Source organism: Spirosoma aerophilum (assembly GCF_054782495.1).
On the sequence record NZ_BAAGSJ010000009.1, the window covers coordinates 383,382 to 406,308 of the forward strand.

Below are 22,927 nucleotides of genomic sequence, written 5' to 3' on the forward strand. Positions count from 1 at the left end.
GTACTCATGTTGATTGATTAGTTTCAACTAAATCTCCTATTGCTTACACCTTTACAATCAATTTGCACCACGATTTTTTAAATCACAAATGCGGACTGCGGATCAGGATGACAAACATAGTAATGAATGCTTATTATTACATATTTATAATTGAATATAAGTATACACTTTGTGATATATATACAAATAATAGATACTCTAACAATAATAAATAGATTATTCCTTTATAATTACGATTATAAGAACTTTCTTCGGTTACGTAAACTGCATCAAAAAGTCACCTAGTCTAAGTAGATATTTTTTCCGTCTTCATACAGCACTAACTATCTACAACTGTTTTAAGAGGTAGACAACACTCCTTCGAAAAGACCCGTTTCGTGTATCCAGCATGACAGAAGACAACAACCCGACTTCACGGAAAAATACTATTTAACACAAGATCAGCCAGTAGGCAAAAAAAAGGCCTGCCTGTTCGCAATGACCGGTTTTGAACCGGTCATTGCGAACAGGCAGGTTGAAGGAATTTTAGAGAATTTGTCCGTATCCGGTTAGAGTGTAAATTCGGGATGTACCTGAGTTTGTTTGGCCTACTGAGGCCGTTTATAATCCCGAATTCCCGGTACTGATGCTGCGTTTATCAGACGCTGGTCGTCGGAAGCGGGAGCACAACGGTAACGGTAGTTCCCACGCCTTCTGTACTATTAACTTTAATATGACCGTGCTGTAGATGTACGTACTCCTGGCAGATGGCCAGCCCAAGACCGGTACCCTGAAAGCCTACGGCATTGCTTGCTCTGAAGAATTTGCTGAATAAATTACCCAGTTCTTCCGGGGGTATGCCAATGCCTTTATCACTAATTGAAACAGCGGCAGCTTTTCCACAGAACGTGATCTTCAGGATTGGGTTTTTTGTAGAGAATTTAAAGGCGTTGGTCAGCAGATTGGTCAAGACATGGTTCATTAACTTTTTATCAAGGTTAACCTCAACAACCTGGCCCGTAACCAGAATCTCAACCTGACGCCGGTCTTCCCGATCGTGGAATGAATAGCTTACCAGTTCTTCACTCAGCGCAACCAGATCTGTAGGTTCCAGTTGTACAGCTACCATACCTTCCTCTATCTTACTGATTGTCAACGTATCGGTTATCAGGTCATTGAGCGAAATCACTTTCTGAGAAATCGTATCCGCATGTTTACTGATCAAAGGTACAAACGGACTTCCCGAGTCCATTTGAAGGTAGTGCTTCACCAGGTCGATACTGGAGCTGATGGCTGTCAGAGGGGTTCTGAACTCGTGCGAAGCAGTCGAAATAAACTGCGATTTCAACGTATTTAACATACGCTCCCTGTTCAGCGACTCCTCCAGAATCTGTTCTTTCTCGATGGCGGTGGTAATGTCGGTAGCGACCCCTATCCGTCGGGTAAGGGCGCCCTCTTCATTTTTCACAATGAAAATACGGGCTTCCAGCCAGTGGATACTACCACTCTGATGACGGGTTCTGAATTTGAAACCAGTACCCGGCTCACGGCTCAGAAACGCATCCAGAAGCGTAGGACGGTCTTCTTCGAGTACGAAGGTCAAAAAGGCGAAAGGGTCCGCATAGAGTTGCTCTACACTTTTCCCGGTATAGCGTTCAAACGTCTTGTTCACATACAGAAACCTGGGCTCATTAATGTCCCGTATCCAGAACAGCTCATCCACATTGTCGGCAATTTCGCGGAATCGCTGCTCGCTTTCCTTAATGGCTTCTTCGGCTTCTTTACGTGCCGTAATATCGGTTAACGTGCCCGTTACACCCGCAAACTGATTGTCCTGATCGAGGTTAATCTCGGCAACCACGTCAATCCATCGATACCCTCCATCCTTGTGAATGTAGCGAATTACGTGGTTGATATGCGTTTGCTGACGTGCTCTGATTGCCTCAAACAGTTCCTGCGTTTCTTTCCAGTCGTCCTGTAGAATGGAGTCCAGAAAAAAACCACCCAGCGACTCCTCAACGGTAAAACCCGTGATTCGCTCCCAGGCAGGGTTCAGATAAATCCATAGGCCACGTTCGTTGGTCTGGAAAAGAACCTCTTTTAACTGGTCTACCAGCGACCGATAGCGTTGTTCACTCGTCCGGAGAGCGTGTTCGGCCAGTCGTTTGGCCGTACGATCCCGAATCACTCCGATCATTCGATTACGGCCTCCATCTTCATTTTCCAGAAACAGTCCATCGGCCTTTATGTACAGCAACACCTTCGTTATGGGCAGAATAACGCGAAATTCGACGTCGAAGGTTTTTCGCCCGGTTTTGATTTCGTCTATGTACTGGTTGAAATACAGTAGATCAGCCGGGTGAATAAGGGATTTCAGATCGTCTACGTGCCGAATACGGGTATTATTCGGCAAGTCGAAATAGGCATAGAAATCTTCTTCCAGTTCCAGTTCATCGGTTTGCAGATTCCATTCCCAAATACCCAGTTTACCCGCTTTGGTCGCTATCTGGCCACGATACCGGGCCTGCACCAGTTCCTGCTCAATCGTTTTCAGATAGGAAATATCCGTTATGATATCGACAAAGCCGGTCAAGGTGTGATCCTCGTTATAGAGCCCACTCACCGTCGACAGAACCGGTATCTGCTTCCCTTCTTTGGTCAGCATCATGTTTTCACGCCGTAAAAACTTATGCTTGTCCACATAGGCAGCCACAACATCCTCGCCCACCAGCGACAGGTCGTTTACATCGGGCTTCAGGAGGTCGATCTGTTTCTGATGAAAAGACGGCTCCCGCAACTCACCGGCATTCCGCTTACCCACTAACTCATCAGCCTGATAGCCGGTTAGCTCTTCCAGAGCCGGATTGACCAGCTGAATCAGCCCGTTGACGTCCGTTGCCGTGATGGCTAGCCCGGCATACTGAAGAATAGCGCGCTGCATGGCCGAAAGCTGTTGAATTTGTGCCGTCCGCTCGGCCACCCGCTCCTCAAGGTCAAGGTTGGTTTTGCGTAGTTCAGCTTCTATTTGTTTAATGGGGGTAATGTTGTTAATGGTCAGGAGCACATCGGTTCCCACCTGACTAATAGTGTAATCACCCCAGAGTTCACCCGGCTCCAGGTCTGCCCAAAGTTGAAACTTTTGCGGCTGGCCTGTTTCAGCAACCGCTGCCAGCCGGTTAAACATGCCATTGGTGCGAACAAACGGAAAGATGGTGACGAGGGACTTCGCCATCATTTCCTCCTGGCTTATCCCGGTAATCAGCGAATTTACCGGATTCGTCAATAAATACGTGAAATCAACAATCTGGCTATCCTTGTAAACGGGCCGCAAGAGAGCCAGGCCTACCGGGCTGGTATTCACAACGGCCAGTAACAGCGGGTCTACTTCGTTTTGTGTTTTGGTTTGCTTGTTCGTTGGTTGACTGCTGTTTTCCAGAGCGGATATAAGTGCGATCAGGCCCGCTACCTGCCGACCCGCCCAAACATGCTCCTGGCTGAAAAAATCAGGTGTTCTATCCAGCAGCAAGATTAGATAGCCAGGGGGCTGCTCAACCAGCGGCAGGCCCAGCAAGGAACGGTAGCCCCATTTGTAGGGGTGAAGATCAGCCGAAAAACCAATGGTATCGGCTTCAAGCCGATTGATCAGTAGTTCTTTTCCCTGGTCAAGCAAGGAGGGATGAATGTATTTCAGCGGAATCTGGACGTCCCCCCACTCTTCCCTTTTTCCATGCCGGTAACGGCTATTCGTATAAGCTCTCTCACCAGCGGAATCGATACGCAATACAACCGCCAACTCACAGGGAATCAGACCGTACAAGTATTGCAGCGCCATATCTTCAAGCTTCTCACTGTCGATACTACTGGTGAACATAGCATTACATAGCTGATTCAGCCCATCCAGCTGCCGGGTAGTTTGCCGGATAACCCATTCCTGCTGCTGCCTACCCAGCGCACACGCGAGGAGTGCAGCGACATTTTCCAGTAGAAAAATGGTTTCCTGATCAACCCGCGGGATGTCATGCCGGGTGTATAAGCCCATAAAACCGATAACTTTCCCCTCTTCAGCCAGCGGTACCAGAATCATTGCCCGGACCTGTGCCATCGCAAAGGCGTTATGTTCCTCTGTAGCTTCAGGAGGTAGTGCATCGGTATTCAGACGAATCAGCTGACCAGCCATCATGCATTGCTGTGTCCAGGCAAAGTTTGTAACGGGTATAAGCAGGTCGGCTTGCCGGGGGTAAGCAGGTGTTGGCGAACACCAGTGATATGTATACGTTTGCCTGCTATGCTGATCGCTACCCGGATATAGAAATAGCACCGTCTGCCAGGCATCCATATGAGCACCGACTTGGGCAAGCGCATCCTGAATATAACTATCCAGTTCGGAAGCTGGTAGCCTGGCCAGCCTGATCGATAGGCCTGCAATAAGAGTCTCCCTCGCTAATTGTTGCTGTTGCTGGCGTTCTACCTTTTTCTGCTCGCTAATATCCTGAAGGCTAACGGCAATATAATCAGCAAGTTGACTCAGCGAAATGGCAAACCAGCGATCCTTGTCGGGATTGTAGTAATCCCACTGACAGGTTTCTCCGGTCTGATGAACGATTTGCGCTTGCCGAACGAATTCTTGTTCGGGAATAGATGGGAAGCATCGGCTAATGGGATGCCCGATAAGGTCTTCCGGCAACTGCTCTAACAAATGAGCAAACCTGGCATTAACGTACTGACAATGAAGTACCTCCACGTCTGCCTCTCCATCAACCGCATAATCCAGTAAAGCCAGGCCTGCCGAAGACGTCTCAAACCACAGCCGTAAAAGCTTCTCCATGTCAAAACAAACTAATTGTGTCAGGTGGGTAGTCCCAATAATTGATGCTGATTCTGGCTGCGTTAATCTACCAATAAGCTCATTGTCAACCACCTTACACCAATGAGCCCTCTACAGAAACTGCCTACGACATTTTTCTTTTATCCAACAAGAAGCTTTTTAGCAAAAAAATCAGGCAATTGAACAGCACGAACCCGATAAACCTATCTTGTTTCCATGCTTCAAAAAAAGTCTTAAAACTGCCCTGATGGACACAGAGCCTTTAGATTTCAGGCTCGACAGGATGTTGAGTAATCATTACAAATTTAATATAAATGTTACTAAACACCAGCCATTTAAAAGAAAGCTGTATCAATTATTCATATAAATAAACACCTGACATTTCTTTTTTCTTTTGTTCGAAGCGGAACAAATACGATAAACCAGACGATTAATGGATTGGCATTCGAGTGGAATCAACCGAAAGTTAGTCGTTCGCAAGCCAGAATTGTCGTTGCCAATGAGGAGAATCCGTAAAAAAAGGAATACACTTCATGAAACTACACCCAATACTTTTTTCAAAGCTCATGGTCCAGGCTTTGTTGTCAGGCACTAAAACGCAGACCCGCCGACTTATTAAACCGCAACTTCCAATAGATATGGAAAAAGCGGAATCCGGCACTTTTCAACCGCCATTAGCAGATCATGTGCCGTCCATCGCCGACTGTCCCTATGGGCAACCAGGCGATATATTATGGGTTCGGGAGGTATTCGGTACCTGCGGAATAGAGGGGCAAACGGTTTCCTACCGCTATCAGGCGAGCAACGGTCAGGCGGCAGAGGCTGATTCTGAAGGCCACTTTAACGGATGGCAACCCGCGCTTTTTATGCCTTACGAGGCCTGTAGACTATTTCTGGAGATTGAAGCGGTACGCGTTGAACGTTTAAATGACATTAGCGAACAGGATGCCATTGCAGAGGGCATTGAGACCATAACGACTACAGTTGGCGACAAAACGGTGTACAGCTACCGAAATTATGGGGCTTCTACACTCGTTTCGTCGCCCATTCACTCTTACCTAACCTTATGGGAATCGCTGGCTGGTTATGATTCATGGATTCGAAATCCGCTGGTTTGGGTGATCGAATTCAAGCGGGTTGAAAAGCCAGACTTATTAAAGGAATAATTGACAATCCTGGTCAACATAGGCAAGCGGGGGCATTGGCAAACATTGAATAGGATTGACGTTCGGCAGTCGGCCGCGATTACCTGCCAATCGCTCTGTTAAAACACGCCACAGGTCCGAACAAACCAGGGTAGCCCGGCGAACATTCACCCAATATCTTTTACCAGGCAACTTACGCCTGCACCCGCACCTCTGAAGGGCGGGCATCGGCAATGGCGATCTGTAACGTTTGTGGCAGCAGACTTTCGCCTTTACGAAAGGTTCGCGTGAACTCATCCAGCCCGTGGCTCCCACCATTGACCAGCCGACGGGCTTGCCGAAGGTCGTTTTCGAGTAAGGCTTCTTTAATCTTGAGTTCTTTCTGCTTCAGAAAAAGCGCCAGAATACGAGCGGCTACAGACGACTTGTTGGCTTGCTCCGGGGCCGCAATCAGATCGATCCCTAATTGGTCGCCAATAGTTTTGTAGTTGCTCCGACCCGTGAGTTGAATGAAACCACGACCTTTGAAATCAGCGCCGTCCGATGGCCCTCGATTACCCAGATCCTTTCGGTTATCGTACAGGTCGAATGGCTTACCACCCGGCGAAGAATTGAAGCGGGATTTCCCTTCATCAATGGGCATAAAGCTTGCCGTTTCGGCCCGAATGGTAGCCAGCGCCATAAGCACCATATTGCGCTCCGTCAAATCCTGTTCTTTCAACGCCAGCAACACGGCCGGTAAGTTCCTTTTTATGTTGTCGAGTGGCGTGAACGGAAACATCTGCGAAACGATACTGACCGTTACCTGCGACAACACCGAGTTAGCCGTAACGGCTTCGGGTGCTGGCTCGAAGCTCAGGGCCTGCAATGTTTTTACACCAACGATCCCATCGGCAAGTAACATCTCGCTCCGTTGAAAAGCGATGACGGCGGCTTCGGTGCCGGGACCAAACTCGCCGTCAATTTTGCCAGGATTGAAACCCAGGGATTTTAATTTTTCCTGTAACTGAAAGACCTCTGCACCAGCGGCATTGAGTTGAAGGGGCTGCATAAAGAAAAAGTGAGAAAGGGTGTGAATTGATCAGAATAAACCACTCATTAACAGAGCAGTAACACACCTAAGTAAAGACAAATACGCTACCGTGCGGCTAAGTTGTTATTTGACGGTATGATTTCTGTGCATTACCCGTTTCCTACCTTTCTAAAGCAACCTTTCAGCCCTTACCCAATCAATTTAAATAGCCGGTTCCAGCGGATTTTGTGCCATATGTCGGCCGGGACGGGATCAATTGACATCCACACAAACACCGCTTTGCCAACAATATGGTCTTCGGGCACAAAGCCCCAGTAACGGGAATCTTCGGAATTGTGCCGGTTGTCGCCCATCATAAAATAGTAGTCCTGTTTAAAGGTGTAGGTCGTTATTGGGTGCCCGTCCACCCGGATAGATGTTGGCGTGACCTCCACCGCGTTGTTGTATTCGTACCGTTTGATGACATCACTGTAGACGGCAATCGTTTGCTTGTTGATGGGAACGGCCATTCCTTTTTTCGGCACGATAAGGGGGCCGAAATTGTCCTGATTCCAGGCGTTGGCCAAACTGCCATAGATGCCGGGCCCGGTCTCGCCAGCCGGTTCAACGATCGGTTCGACGGATTTCACCCAATCGAACGACTTGAATTTTTGCATCACCCCGGCCGTCATGTTCACCCGGTAGCCCACTTGTACCGATTGTTTGGTTGAGTCGTTATATGTTTCCAGCGGCTGCCAGTTTATAAAGGGGCCCTCCGTCGATTTAAAATCGTTGACGATGTCGAATTTCCGAAAGAAACGGTCGTCCAGCACTTCGCTTGTTTTAACAAAATAGGTCGTTTCGGAGCGGGCGGGCGTTGGGAATCGTTTGCCATTTACATACACCTGCGTCTGGCGGATGATCAGCACATCACCCGGAATACCGATGCATCGCTTGATAAAATTCGTTTTCAGATCCGTTGGATACGCGGGCTCATTGGCCTTCGGTGGCGGGTAATTGAAGACGACCACATCCCCGTTTTTCACGGTTGTGAAACCCGGCAACCGGTAAATCGGCAGTTGGATAGCAGTGCTGTAGGACGGTATCTCCGTACCCCATATCTTCTGGTGCGTCAGCGGCACCTGTAAAGGCGTTTGGGGCGTCCGGATGCCGTAATGCAGCTTGCTCACGAACAGAAAATCACCCACCATCAGGCTATTTTCCATGGATGGCGTTGGAATGGCATAAGCCTCGAACGTCAAAAATCGGATCAGTGTGGCGGCTATCACCGCAAACAGCATGGAATCCAACCATTCCCGACCTGCCGTTTTTTTCGGTCTGGCCGGTGTATTACCAGCCTTTGTTTCTTTCTTAACCATAGCTTGACAGACTAAACGTAAAACGATCACCCGCCACAGCCTGCTGATCAGCAAGTTGTAACGGGTGATCGAAAGATACGGGTCGGCCCTGCCGGAGGGATATTTTATTACAGGGATGGCGCTATAGATGGGTGAAGCGTATTATTTTGAAGGCGGCATCTGCCCAAACCAGACGGTCATTTCGTTGGGTCCCCGGTTCGCCCAGGCGTAGTAAGGAATTAGCGTCATTGTATTTCCTGTCACCTGACCGCTGAGCGAAACAATGCCGCCCAGCTTTTCAGGTTGCCTTACCGGCTGAAAAGCAGTACCGGCAGGCAGCGCCAGCGATAGTACCTTACCCGAATTGTCCACTCCTTCGGCGCAATACACAACCGGACCCCGCTCAATGGCCACTTTATTCCGATCATCGGCCACCTGATCATTGGCTTTCACTTCCCGAACGGGCATGTCGAGTGTCCACTCCAGGCGGTCGCCGGGTTTCCAGCTGCGGCTGACACGGGCGTAGCCATTCTCCGTTGTATAGGGGGTCGGTTTTCCGTTCACCAGCAGCACAGGTGCTTTAGCAGCCGTATTCACATACGAGTACAACTGGCCCGGCATAGGTTTGCCCGCTGCCCAGCCCGGTAGCCGCATCTGGATAGCAAACGCCTGTACCTGCTTTGGCTGAACGGTTAGCGAAATGCTGCCATCCCATGGGTAATTTGTCACCTGTTTTATCTGAACCGGTTTACCGTTTACCGTTACCGTCGACTGGCTGGTCAGGAATAGGTTGACAAACAGATTATCGCCCTTTGTCGCGTATACATAACCGGGTAAGGAGGGCAGAAAACGCACGACATTGGTTGGGCAGCAGGACGTGCCAAACCAGGGTGCCCGCGTGGCGCCCTGCCCAACGTTGAATTTGCGTTTTCCATCCGATGCCAGCGGGTTGACGTAAAAAAACGAGTCTCCTTCGAGCGATACACCGGCCAGGAACCCGTTATAGAGCACCCGCTCAAACACGTCCATATACTTGGCTTCACCTGTCAGCAGAAACATCCGATGATTCCAGAGCAGGTTGGCGACAGCCGCGCAGGTTTCGGCGTAGGCCACATCGTTGGGCAGTTCGTAGGCTTCACCGAAGGCCTCGCCATGCCCGCGCGCACCCAGGCCACCGGTCAGGTACTGCTTCCGCTCGACTACATCGCTCCAGATGGCCAGCAGTGCATCCATATAGGCTTTATCTTGCTGGATAGCGGCAATATCGCTCATGGCCGCATACATATAACCCGCCCGCACGGCATGTCCAACGGCGGTTTTCTGCTGCGTAACGGGCACCTGATCCTGTAAATAGCTTGCCCCCTGACCGGTATTGGCGGGATCGGGAAAGAGAGGCCGCTTGTCGGACCGGCCGCGCATATCCAGCAAAAAACGGGCGAAATCCAGATAGCGCTTGTCTTTGGTCACGCGGTAAAGTTTAACGAGACCGATCTCGATTTCCTGATGCCCCGGCACCACAATAAGTTTATCGGGACCGATGGTTCGCATCAGGTAATCGGCATTTTTGAGGGCTACGTTCAGAAAGGACCGTTTGCCGGTAGCCTGAAAATGAGCCACGGCGGCCTCATACATATGCCCGACATTGTAGAGTTCGTGACTCCCCGCCACATAAGAAAACCGCGTTGGCCCAACCTGTTTGTCTTTACTATTCGCGCTGTCTTTCAGAATGGTGCGGATGGTATACAAATACCCATCCGGTTCCTGAGCCGCAGCAAACAGCGTGATGAGGCTATCCAGATAACGATCCAGCTTGGCGTCGTACTGCGTTTGCAGAGAATACGACGCTCCTTCCACAACTTTAAATACATCCGAGTCGTCGTACCGGATTCCCCTAAACGTTCCTTTTGCCAGCCCGCCAGCTACGGCAAAATTGTTGATCCGGCCGGTTTCTTCGCATTTCTTAAAGTCGAAGGGAATGGTAACGGTGCGGTTGGTGGCCAGCCGGGGCTGCCAGAACCCGCCGTTGATGGTCACGCTGGTGAAGGGCACTGGCACAATGGGATAATCCTGCGCACGAGCCCCCAGTGCCCCAAGCGTCATGACTATGAATAAAGCTGTTCTTTTCACCTTAACATCCAGTTTATTACGCTCACCGACAGGGCTAATGTCTATAAACTTTCATCTTGCCTACTACCAACCGCTGGCAGAAAGCAAGATGAAGAATGAACTACTAAACCAACTAGTTCCCAAGCCAAAGCAGAAAACTAAGCGTTAGCCCGATCAGATAGATGAAGCAGGTTTAACACAAAACCTACCGTCTTTTTGAGGTGGAATTTTAGCAGGCGTACAGGCGTGATATTCTACCCCTCGCACAGTTGTAAAGCCTTTCAGGCTGGCTTGAAAATGCGCAGTGGGCTCACCAGTGGTTTATCAAAACAAGCCATGTACTCTTTACAGGTAAACCAGCGAACCCATCAACTTTACCGATCCCAGGCCGCCATCGTAAATCGTCATTATTATACATGGTCCAGCCTGAGTTTACTGGTTTGGTGGAGTCCATTTCTGACAGGATAGGCACTTTATTCGGTATGGTAATATGGCTTAGGTGACACACCCAGGACAAGCAGAATTAATAAGCTCATACTGAGTAGATAAACCGCATCTTTGGCATTAGAGGTAAAGAACCAGTCAAGCCTGTTAATCCTTCTGCGTATACTGCCATGACGCTCCACTCGAACCGCCGTGATTTTATTAAACAAGGTAGCGCGGCTGCCTTAAGTTTAGCCCTGTTTCCGAGCTTCAAACGAAAAGTGGCACCCAGCGACAAGCTCCGGGTAGCCCACATTGGCGTGAACGGGATGGGTACCAACCACCTCAACTGGTTTGCCAACCTGCCCGAAGTCGAAGTGGTAGGCCTCTGCGACCTCGACCAGACCCACCTCAATAAAGCCTTAGACACCCTTAAAAAGATCCACCGTGCGACGGACCGCCCTGACACCACAGCGAAAACATACTCCGACTTCCGCTACCTCCTCGATCGCAAGGACATCGACGCCATCACCTGCGCCACCCCCGACCATTGGCATGCGCAGGTAGCCATCATGGCGTTTCAGGCTGGGAAGGATGTGTACGGCGAAAAACCGCTGTCTTATAATGTGCGCGAGGGACAGCAGATGCTGAAAGCCCAGAAACGCTACGACCGTATCTTTCAACTCGGTACCCAGATACACGCGGGCGACAATTACCATCGGGTTGTCGAACTTATCCAGGCCGGAGCCATTGGTAAAGTACATACCGTTCGGCTTTGGAAAACGGGCTTTCCACCGGTTCTAGGCCCGGCACAGTACCAAACGCCCCCCTCGACGCTCAACTGGGACATGTGGCAGGGCCCCGCGCCGGTGTCGCTGTACACACCCGAACGCTGCCATTTTACGTACCGGTATTTTCTGGATTATTCGGGGGGCGTGTTTCAGGACTTCTGGTGCCACATTGCCGATGTGGTTTGGTGGGCCATCAACCCAACCGGCCTGAAGCGCATCAGCGCCAAGGGCGAAGCCCCCGAAGGTATTGGCGACGCCCCGAAATGGATTGATATCGACTACGAATTTGATGGACTCAACCTCCATTGGACCAGCACCCCGCCCAACGTACCCGGTGCCGAAAAACGGGGTATCGGCGCGTATTTTGAAGGCGATAAAGGCACCCTGCTGTGCGACTACAGCACCCGCGAAATCACCATCAATGGCGTGGTCATGAACGACATTGCCGAAATACCCATCACGATCCAGCGGTCGCCGGGCCACCAGCAGAACTTCGTTGATGCGGTAAAAGCGCGTACACAGCCAGAATCCAATCTGGCCTATGCCCGCATGATGACGATGCCCATGCACCTCGGCCTGATCTCCTACCGGCTCGGCCAACCCCTGGAGTGGAACGCCCATAAGGAGAAATTCCGGCACAACCAGCAAGCCAACGCCATGTTGTCGCGGGATTACCGGAAGGAGTGGAATTTAGTGTAATCGGACGACAAAAGCTACCACCCCCAACCCCCTCCTAAAACAGGAGGGGGCTTTGTAACGGACTACCCTTATCTTAGCCCCCTCCTGTTTTAGGAGGGGGTTGGGGGTGGTAAAATTACCGCGTCTTATTCTTCAGCACGACAAACGGCAGGTGCGTATCCCAGGTGGGCTTTAACCCTTCCTGAATTACAAACGTTTTTGCGAAATTTCCCAGCACAATATCGGCGTCTCCATCCCGATCAATGTCGTTCACGTCCATACAAATCCAGCGACCATAGGCACTGACGGGCACCGCATGGGGTCGGAATTGTAAAGGTTTCTGCTGCTCGAACAGGAGAAACTCTTCAGCAGGATTCGTTTTGAAATCAGCGAAGAACGCGATGGTGGCTATGTCCAGGTCGCCGTCCTTATCAAAGTCGGTGGCGATGGCTTTGGTGCAGCCGTTGACAGGATAGAAATAAGCCTGTTTGTACGAAAAATCGCCCTGATTCAGGTAGATGTATAACCCGTGGTAGGGCTTCATCACTTTCGAGTAATCGCTGTTGTCGCCACAGGTGTACAGAATATCCAGCCGACCGTCTTTGTTAAAGTCAACCAGTTGAAAACTCGTAGAGCCGTAGACGGACGGAAATCGAAGCAGGTTCTTCTCCGTAAAACCACCCTTTCTGTCGTTCTGAAACAGCCAGATTCCCTCGTCGGCGTGGGCGAACAAAACCATCAGGTCGGGCCAGCCATCCTTGTTAAAATCTCCCGTGATAGCCTGACTCGCGCCGGGTACTTCTTTGATCGGTCGTTTGGCAAACTGATGGTCAGGCTGTTGTTTTAGCCAGTACAATCCACCCATGTTGTGACCGAAACCGCAAACCACCCAGTCCATCAACCCATCCTTATCGACATCGACCGGCACCGATTTCAGTGGGCGGGGAAGCAGCGTCGCAATGCCCGACGAGTCCGTTCCATGCTGTCCGTTCATCGTTAGCGAAATCATCTCTCCCCTGGCAATATCGGCCGCCTGCATCGTACCCAGGATCGTAAACAGGCTCCGCTCATTCCCTTTGTCATCCCGAAAAAACTGCGCATCGACAGCCGCCGAGTTGAATTGATGGAATAACGTTGGTTTTAACTGTTGATTCCAGCGGGTTAGGTTGCTACGGAAGGCATCGCTCGTGTAAAGGTATTGCCCGATGGTATCCATGGCTACCATCGTCGTCATGGCCGTTTGCGTGGTATCGAGCTGGGGCTTTTCGAGCGAAAACATGGCCCAGTCATCAGTAAACGGCTCCGGCTTACTGGCAGGCTTGAGCGTTTCGGGTGCCAGCGTCTGGTAATAAGCCATCAGCTTCTGCCAGTTTTCGAAGGAAATAGCCGCCTGCTGACCAGCATAATACAAACCATCCGGATAGACCTCCAGCCCCAGATTGGAGGCCATAGCGGGGAGCACATGCTTCACCCACGTTTCCTTATCCAGCAGCTCAGGGGCGGGCACGATATGACAGCTGCCACAATGTTGTTCCGCCAGCTGTTTCCCCTCCACAATAAGCGGGTCATTCTCCTGTCCTGACTGGCAGCTGCCAACGAGTATAGCTAAAGTAGCGAGGGCCAGAAATGAGAAGTAATAGTAAGAAAGGAAAGGTCGCGTTGTCATCTATTCATCATTTTCACACGAAATAGAACGCGGATGTTCATGATTTCTAAGGTCATGATACACCCTGAAAATCATAAACATCCGCGTTCTGTTATTACTGCCGCTCGCCCACCAGATTAAGTATGAACGAATACTCCAGCGCGATTTCCTTTAACGCCTGGAACCGGCCCGAAGCCCCGCCATGTCCGGCCTCCATGTTGGTATGAAGAAGCAATTGATTTTGGTCCGTTTTCATTTCCCGAAGTTTGGCCACCCATTTGGCGGGTTCCCAGTACTGCACCTGCGAATCGTGCAGGCCGGTAGTCACGAGTAGGTTTGGGTAGGCTTTTTTCTCCACGTTATCGTAAGGTGAATACGAGAGCATGTAGTCGTAATATTCCTTGTTTTTGGGGTTACCCCACTCTTCAAACTCGCCCGTTGTGAGCGGGATACTTTCGTCGAGCATCGTCGTCACAACATCCACGAAGGGCACAGCCGCCACCACGCCCCGGTACAGTTGCGGAGCCTGGTTGATCACGGCACCCATCAGCAAACCACCCGCGCTGCCGCCCATAGCAAACAGCTTATCGGCGCTGGTATAGTTGTTCTTGATGAGGTGCTGCGACACGTCGACAAAGTCGTTGAAGGTATTTTTCTTCTTCAGCATCTTGCCATCTTCATACCAGCGTCGGCCCATCTCCTGCCCACCCCGAATGTGCTCAATGGCGAAAATAAAGCCCCGGTCGAGCAGACTCAGGCGGGTCGAGCTAAAGCCGGGGTCGGTGGAGTAGCCGTATGAACCATACGAATACTGAAGCAACGGAGCCGAACCATCCTTCTTCGTACCCTTGCGGTACACCAGCGAAACGGGCACATTCACGCCATCGCGGGCGGTGACGTAAAAGCGCTCCGATACATAGTTGTTCTTATCAAACCCGCCCAGCACTTCCTGCTGTTTCATCAGCGTTTTCACCTTCGTATCCATGTTGTAATCGAAGGTGGAGCTGGGCGTTGTGAGCGACGAATATCCGTAGCGCAGCACGTTGGTGTTGAAGTCGGGGTTGTAGCTGATGCCTGCCACATAAGCCGGTTCGCCAAAGTCGAGGTATTCATCAGCCTTCGTTTTTTGATTGATGACCCTGATGTTGGTCAGTCCGGCTTTACGTTCGCCTAACACGAGGTGATTGGCAAAAATGTCCATGTTCTCCAGATACACATCCGACCGGTGTGGAATTACTTCTTTCCAGGCAGTCCGGTCGGCCGTTTTTCCTTCGGGCACTTCCATCAGCCGGAAGTTTTCGGCCTTCCAGTTCGTGCGGACGTAGAACTTATCTTTATAATGCAGAATGTCATATTCGTGCCCTTTTTCGCGGGGCAGGAACGTTACGAACTCGCCCATCGGCTTACTGGCTTCCAGCAATCGGTATTCCGTTGCAACGCCGTTGTGATCCGAGCCGATGGTGATGTATTTCTTGGATTTCGACCGGCCCAGCCCCATGTAAAACTGGTTGTCTTTCTCTTCGTAGACCAGCACATCGGTTTTGGCGTCAGTACCCAGTATGTGCCGGTACACCTGATAGCCCAGCAGCGTTTGCGGGTCTTTTTTGATGTAAAAAAGCGTCTTGTTATCTGTAGCCCAGGCAAAACTGCCCGCTTCGGTATTCGGAATCGCTTCGGGATACAATTCACCCGTTTTGAGGTTCTTGACCTTCAACGTATACATGCGTCGACTAACGGTGTCCTCGGCAAAAATGGCCAGCTCGTCATTATCCGACACCTCAAAACCGCCAATCTGGTAGTAGTTATGCCCCCTGGCCATGGCATTTCCGTCGAACATGATTTCTTCGGTGCCTTGCAGGGAGCCTTTTTTGCGGCAATAGATGGGGTATTCGCCCCCGGTAATGAAGCGGGTGTAGTAATAATAGTCCCCTTCTTTGTAGGGCACCGATTCATCCTGCTGTTTGATCCGGCCCTTCATTTCCTCAAACAACTTCGTTTGCAGGTCCTTTACGGGCGCCAGTACGTTATCCAGATACGTATTTTCGTCGTTGAGGTACTTGATCACCTCCGGATTCTCGCGATCGTTGAGGTAATAATACTTGTCGATCCGTTTATGACCGTTCGTAATCAATTCTTTGGGTTTGATAGCCGCTTTGGGCGGGGTTATCGGTTGTGCCTGGGTCATGCTGTAGAGCGTGAGAGAAAAAATAACTAATTGACAGGTCCGTTTCATAAGAGGACGTCGGTTCAGTTTGTTTCTGAAGAATGTTTGTAAAAATAAGGGTTATCTAAACGCAAAGGCGCAGGGGAAAGCGCAAAGAGGTCATTTAATTCTTTACGACCTTTGCGCTTTCCCCCGCGGTTGAATGCCTCATGCCAGAACTCGTCGTTGCCCACTATACCGAAAACCTGAACTGGTTACGGAACCTGCCGAAATCGTTAATGCAAACGATCTATACCAAAGGCTCCGAACTGATGACTGAGCACACCGCCATTCCCCTACCGAACGTTGGGCGGGAAGCGCACACCTATCTGCACCACATCGTCAATCGGTACGACTCTCTGGCCGAGTGGACCGTTTTCTGTCAGGGAAAGCCTTTCGATCATGCCTACGACTTCAAGAAAACGATGCACGAATTTGTAGCCCATCCCGATGCCATCAGTTCAACCGGATTTCGCTGGCTGGGGCACCTGATCGACACCGACGATCAGCAGGGGCATCGGCTGTTTCAACCCTGGAGTAAAAATGAGGATGGCCGCGGTCTGGATATTCATGGATTCCACCGCGCCCTGTTTGGCACCGACGGCCCGGAGCTGTATACCTTTGTGCTGGGGGCTCAATTTGCGGTCCACCGCAACCTTTTGCGGCAACGTCCCGTATCGTTTTATGAACACGCACTAGCGGTTTCGGTATCATACCCGGACGCAGCTCATTGTTTCGAACGGAGTTGGGATCGCGTTTTCAATGTTACAGGTATCGATCCCGACTGGCTGGCCGGACGGCTAACCGTCCATCTTAAACAAATGAAATATCAGCCGACAGATCGACTTGTGTAAAGGCGAGCCGTTCATCCCGGGTCAATACGTATCCTTTAAATAAGAAAGTAGCAGAAATAAGCTCATTTAGATAAATAATAGCGATATTATTAAGAACGTCCGAACGCTTTAGGCACACAATGCGTCTAACTATTCGGCATCATAAAACAACAGTCCCGTTTATCTTTATCAGGAAATTTTACAATTCTATCATGGCCCGCACATTTTACGTGCCCCGCTTTAGGCTCGTGCTGTTCTGTATCGGTACGGCTGGTACGCTCACTGCTTTTTACCCGGACAAACTTTCCTTAAAAAAGACATTTACCCGCATCAACACGGAGGTAAGTGCACACAGTCGGGCCTACGAAACCCTTGCTGATGCGTCGGAACGGGTGGGGCATCGCCTGACGGGTAGCCCCAATGGAACCCGTGCTGAAACCTACGCCTTTAACCTGTTGTCGTCTTACGGATTTAAGGAGGTTCGCTATGAACCGTTTGAAGTAGAATCCTGGATGCGCGATACCGTTACGCTGGCAATTGTGCCCAACAAAAGCGACAACTTCCGGGATGTGCCTGTCGTAGCACTGGCACACTCGCCTGTAGAAGCGCACGTGAATGGTGAGATCATCGATGTGGGCAATGGTCTTGAAGGAGATTTCGCTGCCGTAAAGGACAAGCTCAAAGGAAAAGTCGTTCTGGTCAATATCGGTCTGGCGGCTCCCACCCAGGGGGCACGAAATTTACACCGTTCCGAAAAAACGGCGCTCGCCATTCAGTATGGTGCCTCCGGCGTGATCATGGTCAATCTGGTGCCGGGCAATGTATTGCTCACGGGTACGGCGTCGGTAACGGGTAAATTGATCCCCATCCCATCGGTCTGCATCTCACTCGAAAGTGGCCAGGCAATACGGGCCTGGATGCAGGAGGAACATGAAAAACTGCGGGCCCAGATCAACATGACCAACACGAGCCGTAAGATACGGGCCCGGAATGTGGTTGCCACGGTGAAAGGATCGACTTATCCAGACGAGAAAATTATTGTCGGCGGCCACCTCGACTCCTGGGACCTGGCCACGGGCGCAATCGACAACGGCATTGGGTCATTCGCGATTATGGATATTGCCCGCACATTTAAAGCCCTGAAACTAAAACCCAAACGAACCGTTGAATTTGTGCTGTTTATGGGTGAAGAGCAGGGCCTGCTGGGCTCACGGGCTATGGTCGAGAAGCTGAAGCAGTCGGGAGAACTGGACAAGGTACGCTACATGATGAACCTGGATATGACCAATGATCCTACAGGTTTGAACGCCTTTGGCCGGAGCGACATCGTCCCCTTCCTGAATACCATTGGCGAAACGATGAAAGAAGTGGAACCCACCTTCGCCAATCAAATGGAGAACCAGGCTGGTCTTCACTCCGACCACCAGCCGTTTATGCTTGAAGGAGTTCCGGTGGTCGGTATGAACGGACACCTCTCCCGCGAGGTTCTTAACTGCTACCACGCCAATTGCGACCGGATGAACCTGGTAAATGCGAACCAGTTAAAGAACACGGTGCGCTATTCGACCATGCTGCTCTATGCGCTGGCCGATGCCGATGCGATCCCAACCACGCGCCAGACGGATACCCAAACCCGCGACTACCTCGTGGCGCAGGGTCTGCGTACACCTTTACAAATTGCCAACGAATGGCGATGGAAAGAATAAGCAAATACACTTTCGCTAAAATTTAGTCGTTGCAGGAAGGTACCCCTACCGATGATTTCGTTTCTTTGTACTACGATCATCACCTAACCCAACATGGCTAAAAATACCTTCCGCGAACCCGAGCGGGTAGCCAAGCAGAAGAAACAGCGCCGTAAACTTAAGCTGGCCTCCTGGCTCAATGACTTCATTGGGCTGGACCGGCTGTTTGGGGAAGATAATGCCTGGCCCATCCAGCACATCGACCGCATTCTTTGGGTTACATTCCTGCTCATTCTCTACATAGGACTAAATCACAACGCCGAACGACTGGTCCGGCGAACCCAGCGGGCCAAAGCGCAGGTCGATGAGCTTCGATCGCAGTTTACCGTTCTCCAGGCCGATTTTAACAAAAGCGGCAAGCAATCAGAAATCAGTAAGCGTGTAGCGGCCCTCGGTCTCGCCGACAGCCAGACCCCACCCCATAAAATTGTTGTCAAGACCGATGAACATTAAACAGGACATTATTCAGCGGGCCAACCACGTCTTTTACATCGTTCTGGTGCTGGCGGTCTGTATTGTGGTTCGGCTCGTATCCGTACAATATTTCAAAAAGGATTTAAAAGGGAAATTCTGGCGCGAACGCGTTGCCGCCACCCTGATCCAGCGGGATACCATTCGGGCCATGCGGGGCAACATTTACGCCCATGACGGCTATCTACTGGCCACCTCCCTGCCAACCTACGTGGTGGGACTGGACCCTACCATGGCCAAACCCGACTACTTTAATAAGAAAGTAGACTCGCTGGGCTTACTGCTGTCCCGCATTTATGGCGATCGTTCCCCCCGCGACTACACCGACCTTATCGTTGATGCCCGACGGCGCAAACGGCGCTATGTACTGCTCAACCGCCGGCGGGTTACCTTCCAGGAACGGCAAAAAATGCTCAAATGGCCCTTTTTCCGGTCGTCGTCCAAAGTAGCGGCACGGGGTGGCGTACTGCGTCCTTATTATGAACGCTATCACCCATACGGCCAGATGGCCGAACGAACCATTGGTAATCTGGACGCCAAAACGGGTCGCGGGCTGATTGGTCTGGAAGCCAGTTTTCAGCCTGCTCTGGCGGGTAGAAATGCCGTGGGCCTGGTCGAAGTTTTGTCGGGAGGGGTACGAAAACCCGTCGATGATGGTCCCGAAATGCGGCCGGAACCGGGTATGGATCTGTACACGACCATTGATGTCAACTATCAGGACATGGCCGAATCGGCCCTCCGTTCGACCCTCGAAAAGTACAAGGCGGCCAAGGGTTGCGTCATCGTCATGGAAGTGGCTACCGGCGAAATCCGCGCCATGGCGAACTTAACCCGACAGGGCGACAAGTATGTTGAAAATTTCAACCACGCGCTGGCAGGACGAACCGACCCCGGCTCGACCTTCAAACTGGCGACGATGATGGCCTTGATGGAAGAAAAAGCCATTTCGCTCAACCAGACAGTTCAGACGGGGCAACATGCCGTGAAGTACAACGGCCTTAAGATCGTTGATTCCAACGGGGGCGGTTCAGGTACGATTACGGCCCGACAGGTGTTCGAGAAATCATCTAACATCGGCACACACCTGCTGATGCGCAGCTATTTCTATAAACGCCCGGATCTGTATTGTCAATATCTCCGCAAGTTTCACCTGACCCAGCCAACAGGCATTCACATGAAGGGCGAAGCAGTACCGGTGGTGCGAAATCCTGATATGAAAGGCTGGAGCAAGGTGTCGCTAACCTCCATGTCGTACGGCTACGAGATGCAGATTACGCCGTTGCAAATGCTGGCATTCTACAATGCCGTTGCTAATGGCGGAAACTGGGTACGGCCGGTCATCGTGAAGCAGATCAAGCTGGCCGACGAACTCATTGAAGATAACAAGCCCTACATCGCTCCCGAACCTATCTGCTCCAAAGAGACCGCCCGGAAAGCACAGGACCTGTTGCGGGGCGTGGTGACGAACGGTACGGCCAAGCACATTAATAATCCATTCTATGCCATTGCGGGGAAAACGGGGACCGCGCAAAAAGTCATTGACGGCCAGTATCAGGTAGGTCGGTATTACACCTCCTTTATTGGCTATTTCCCGGCCGATAAGCCCAAATACAGTATGATTGCGGTAGTCGACAACCCACAGCAGGGCGAAAACAAAGGTAGCTTATACGCTGGAGCGGTATCGGCACCCGTATTCAAATCGGTAGCCGACCGGATCGTCGCCTATGACTATCAGATGCATGCGCCTATTCGGGCCAGAGCTTCCCAACCGGTTTCATCGACAGCGCTTGTGGCTGGTTATGCCGATGATCTGCACACCATCAGCTCGGCGCTGAACCTCACCAATGAACCATCCACAGAGGGATGGGTAGAAGCGACGCCAACGGGCCGGTGGAAAGGGCGTCCCACCCGCGATGATCGTGTTCCCGATGTGCGGGGCCTCCCCCTGCGCGACGCCCTGTTCCTGCTCGAAAACCGGGGCTTCAAGGTGTTGGTCGAAGGGCGCGGTAAAGTAAAAGAGCAGTCGATCGAGCCGGGAGCGGGCATTGAAAAAACGATCGGAAAGGTCATTACCCTGACGCTTGGGTAAACCTAAGTAGATAAAATTAGGTAGTACTGACCTGAATCCTTTTTTTTGCAGCCAGCAAACGAACCCGTTGTTCGTTCAACCTGTGCATGCAACTAAAAGACCTCTTCTATAAAATTCCCCTGCTGGGTACCTCCGGCAGCATGAGCACCGATGTAACGAGCCTGACGATGGACTCGCGCAAGGTCGGGCCGGGCAGTTTATTCATTGCGGTGCGCGGCACCCTTACCGATGGCCATGCCTATATAGAAACGGCTATTCAACAGGGGGCCAGCGCCATCCTGTGCGAAGAAATTCCAGCCCAAACGAACCCGGCGGTAAGCTACATTCGGGTACAGGATTCCCCCAGGGCTATGGGCCTGGTAGCGGCTAACTTTTACGGACAGCCGTCAAGAAAACTCAAACTGGTGGGCGTAACGGGCACCAACGGCAAAACCTCGGTAGCGACGCTCCTCTTCCGGTTATTCCGATCGCTGGGCTACCGCTGCGGCTTACTGTCGACAGTGCAGAATCAGATTGACGATGAAGTCATTCCGTCTACACATACCACCCCCGACGTGATCACGATCAACCAGCTGCTGACCAATATGCTGGCCCACGACTGCACGCATGTATTCATGGAGGTTAGTTCGCACGCGGTGGTTCAGGAGCGAATTGCGGGACTGACCTTCGTAGGTGGCATTTTTACAAACATCACCCACGACCACCTCGATTTTCACGGTACGTTCGATAACTACATCCGGGCAAAAAAAGGGTTCTTCGACCAACTTCCAGCCTCAGCTTTTGCTCTTACGAATGTCGACGACAAACGCGGGCTGGTGATGCTTCAGAACACGGCCGCCCGGAAAGAAACCTACTCCCTCCAGACGCTGGCCACGTTCAAAGGGAAAATTATTGCCGACAGCCTCTTTGGCCTGAACATGTTCATCGACGACCGCGAGGTGTGGTTCAAGCTCATTGGCCGCTTCAATGCCTATAACCTGCTTAGTGTCTATGGCGCAGCCGTACTGATGGGCGAAGATCCAACGGAAGTGCTGACATCCTTGTCGGGCATTACCCCCCCATCCGGCCGCTTTGAGCAAGTGGTTTCGGACGATAAGATTGTCGGCATTGTCGACTACGCCCATACGCCCGATGCCCTCCTGAATGTTCTGGAAACGATCAACGAACTTCGGGATGCCGATGAGCAGGACTATCTGCCGCAAATCATTACGGTTGTAGGCTGCGGGGGCAACCGCGATGCCGCCAAACGACCGATCATGGCCGATATAGCCTGCCGCCTAAGCAACCGCGTTATTCTGACGTCCGACAACCCCCGCAACGAAGACCCGATGGCGATTCTGGAACAGATGCAGGCCGGGGTTTCGCCCGTAGATCTCAAAAAAACGATCACCATCGAAGACCGTCACGAAGCCATTCGCCATGCCGTATCGCTGGCCCGTCCGCACGATATTATTTTGGTAGCGGGCAAAGGCCACGAGGCCTATCAGGAGATAAAAGGGGTGAAATACGACTTCGATGACCGGGTCGTATTGCGCGACGCTTTCGCAGACCGTTGAAATCAGTAACTTTGACCTGCCTTAAAGAGCGAAAGAGTGAAAGAGTGAAAGAGCGATAACAAAGGTTC

General features: G+C 51.2%; 13 protein-coding genes. 7 read left to right on the forward strand and 6 right to left on the reverse strand.

What is annotated here, in order from left to right:
* Positions 1-637: 637 nt before the first annotated feature.
* The gene (locus ACYVK4_RS09305) at positions 638-4,804 is read right to left on the reverse strand and encodes a PAS domain S-box protein (protein WP_461127219.1); all 4,167 of its coding nucleotides are present in this window, start codon (positions 4,802-4,804) and stop codon (positions 638-640) included.
* Positions 4,805-5,442: 638 nt separating this feature from the next.
* On the opposite strand from ACYVK4_RS09305, the gene ACYVK4_RS09310 reads away from it, so the two are divergent.
* Positions 5,443-5,970, forward strand: coding sequence for a hypothetical protein (locus ACYVK4_RS09310; RefSeq protein ID WP_461127220.1), 528 nt, complete (start codon positions 5,443-5,445; stop codon positions 5,968-5,970).
* A 172-nt stretch (positions 5,971-6,142) separates the two neighbouring features.
* Here ACYVK4_RS09310 and ACYVK4_RS09315 read toward each other — a convergent pair whose 3' ends face one another.
* The 3 genes from ACYVK4_RS09315 to ACYVK4_RS09325 form a co-directional block, all read right to left on the reverse strand.
* Positions 6,143-7,000 (reverse strand): peptidoglycan-binding protein, encoded by an 858-nt coding sequence (locus tag ACYVK4_RS09315; protein WP_461127221.1) that lies wholly within the window; start codon positions 6,998-7,000, stop codon positions 6,143-6,145.
* 170 nt (positions 7,001-7,170) lie between these two features.
* Positions 7,171-8,340 carry a signal peptidase I gene (gene lepB / locus ACYVK4_RS09320; protein ID WP_461127222.1) on the reverse strand — a complete coding sequence of 390 codons (1,170 nt, stop codon included), beginning with the start codon at positions 8,338-8,340 and terminating at the stop codon, positions 7,171-7,173.
* 141 nt (positions 8,341-8,481) lie between these two features.
* Entirely contained in the window at positions 8,482-10,446 is a 1,965-nt protein-coding gene (locus ACYVK4_RS09325) for a glycoside hydrolase family 127 protein (RefSeq protein WP_461127223.1), read from the reverse strand.
* A 593-nt stretch (positions 10,447-11,039) separates the two neighbouring features.
* On the opposite strand from ACYVK4_RS09325, the gene ACYVK4_RS09330 reads away from it, so the two are divergent.
* Positions 11,040-12,338 carry a Gfo/Idh/MocA family protein gene (locus ACYVK4_RS09330; protein WP_461127224.1) on the forward strand — a complete coding sequence of 433 codons (1,299 nt, stop codon included), beginning with the start codon at positions 11,040-11,042 and terminating at the stop codon, positions 12,336-12,338.
* A gap of 115 nt (positions 12,339-12,453) precedes the next feature.
* Here ACYVK4_RS09330 and ACYVK4_RS09335 read toward each other — a convergent pair whose 3' ends face one another.
* Both ACYVK4_RS09335 and ACYVK4_RS09340 read right to left on the reverse strand, forming a co-directional pair.
* Positions 12,454-13,983 carry an FG-GAP repeat domain-containing protein gene (locus tag ACYVK4_RS09335; protein WP_461127225.1) on the reverse strand — a complete coding sequence of 510 codons (1,530 nt, stop codon included), beginning with the start codon at positions 13,981-13,983 and terminating at the stop codon, positions 12,454-12,456.
* A 94-nt stretch (positions 13,984-14,077) separates the two neighbouring features.
* Complete coding sequence (locus tag ACYVK4_RS09340) at positions 14,078-16,195, reverse strand: S9 family peptidase (RefSeq protein WP_461127226.1); 2,118 nt, start codon at positions 16,193-16,195, stop codon at positions 14,078-14,080.
* 140 nt (positions 16,196-16,335) lie between these two features.
* On the opposite strand from ACYVK4_RS09340, the gene ACYVK4_RS09345 reads away from it, so the two are divergent.
* From ACYVK4_RS09345 to ACYVK4_RS09365, 5 genes are all read left to right on the forward strand, one after another.
* Positions 16,336-17,019, forward strand: a complete 684-nt coding sequence (locus ACYVK4_RS09345; RefSeq protein WP_461127227.1) for a DUF3431 domain-containing protein — start codon at positions 16,336-16,338, stop codon at positions 17,017-17,019.
* A 191-nt stretch (positions 17,020-17,210) separates the two neighbouring features.
* Positions 17,211-18,704, forward strand: coding sequence for a M20/M25/M40 family metallo-hydrolase (locus ACYVK4_RS09350; RefSeq protein ID WP_461127228.1), 1,494 nt, complete (start codon positions 17,211-17,213; stop codon positions 18,702-18,704).
* 93 nt (positions 18,705-18,797) lie between these two features.
* Positions 18,798-19,196: an FtsL-like putative cell division protein gene (locus ACYVK4_RS09355; RefSeq protein ID WP_461127229.1), complete on the forward strand. Its 399-nt coding sequence runs from the start codon at positions 18,798-18,800 to the stop codon at positions 19,194-19,196.
* Positions 19,186-21,303, forward strand: coding sequence for a penicillin-binding protein (locus ACYVK4_RS09360; RefSeq protein WP_461127230.1), 2,118 nt, complete (start codon positions 19,186-19,188; stop codon positions 21,301-21,303). Before ACYVK4_RS09355 ends, ACYVK4_RS09360 begins: the two co-directional genes overlap by 11 nt.
* An 86-nt stretch (positions 21,304-21,389) precedes the next feature.
* On the forward strand, positions 21,390-22,859 hold the full coding sequence (locus ACYVK4_RS09365; RefSeq protein WP_461127231.1) for a UDP-N-acetylmuramoyl-L-alanyl-D-glutamate--2,6-diaminopimelate ligase: 1,470 nt from the start codon (positions 21,390-21,392) through the stop codon (positions 22,857-22,859).
* Positions 22,860-22,927 lie beyond the last annotated feature (68 nt).

Coding starts and splice junctions, on each gene's coding strand:
- ACYVK4_RS09305 (WP_461127219.1), bottom strand. CDS start 4,804: ATGGAGAAGCTTTTACGGCTGTGGTTTGAGACGTCTTCGGCAGGCCTG.
- ACYVK4_RS09310 (WP_461127220.1), top strand. CDS start 5,443: ATGGAAAAAGCGGAATCCGGCACTTTTCAACCGCCATTAGCAGATCAT.
- ACYVK4_RS09315 (WP_461127221.1), bottom strand. CDS start 7,000: ATGCAGCCCCTTCAACTCAATGCCGCTGGTGCAGAGGTCTTTCAGTTA.
- lepB (WP_461127222.1), bottom strand. CDS start 8,340: ATGGTTAAGAAAGAAACAAAGGCTGGTAATACACCGGCCAGACCGAAA.
- ACYVK4_RS09330 (WP_461127224.1), top strand. CDS start 11,040: ATGACGCTCCACTCGAACCGCCGTGATTTTATTAAACAAGGTAGCGCG.
- ACYVK4_RS09335 (WP_461127225.1), bottom strand. CDS start 13,983: ATGACAACGCGACCTTTCCTTTCTTACTATTACTTCTCATTTCTGGCC.
- ACYVK4_RS09340 (WP_461127226.1), bottom strand. CDS start 16,195: ATGAAACGGACCTGTCAATTAGTTATTTTTTCTCTCACGCTCTACAGC.
- ACYVK4_RS09345 (WP_461127227.1), top strand. CDS start 16,336: ATGCCAGAACTCGTCGTTGCCCACTATACCGAAAACCTGAACTGGTTA.
- ACYVK4_RS09350 (WP_461127228.1), top strand. CDS start 17,211: ATGGCCCGCACATTTTACGTGCCCCGCTTTAGGCTCGTGCTGTTCTGT.
- ACYVK4_RS09355 (WP_461127229.1), top strand. CDS start 18,798: ATGGCTAAAAATACCTTCCGCGAACCCGAGCGGGTAGCCAAGCAGAAG.
- ACYVK4_RS09360 (WP_461127230.1), top strand. CDS start 19,186: ATGAACATTAAACAGGACATTATTCAGCGGGCCAACCACGTCTTTTAC.
- ACYVK4_RS09365 (WP_461127231.1), top strand. CDS start 21,390: ATGCAACTAAAAGACCTCTTCTATAAAATTCCCCTGCTGGGTACCTCC.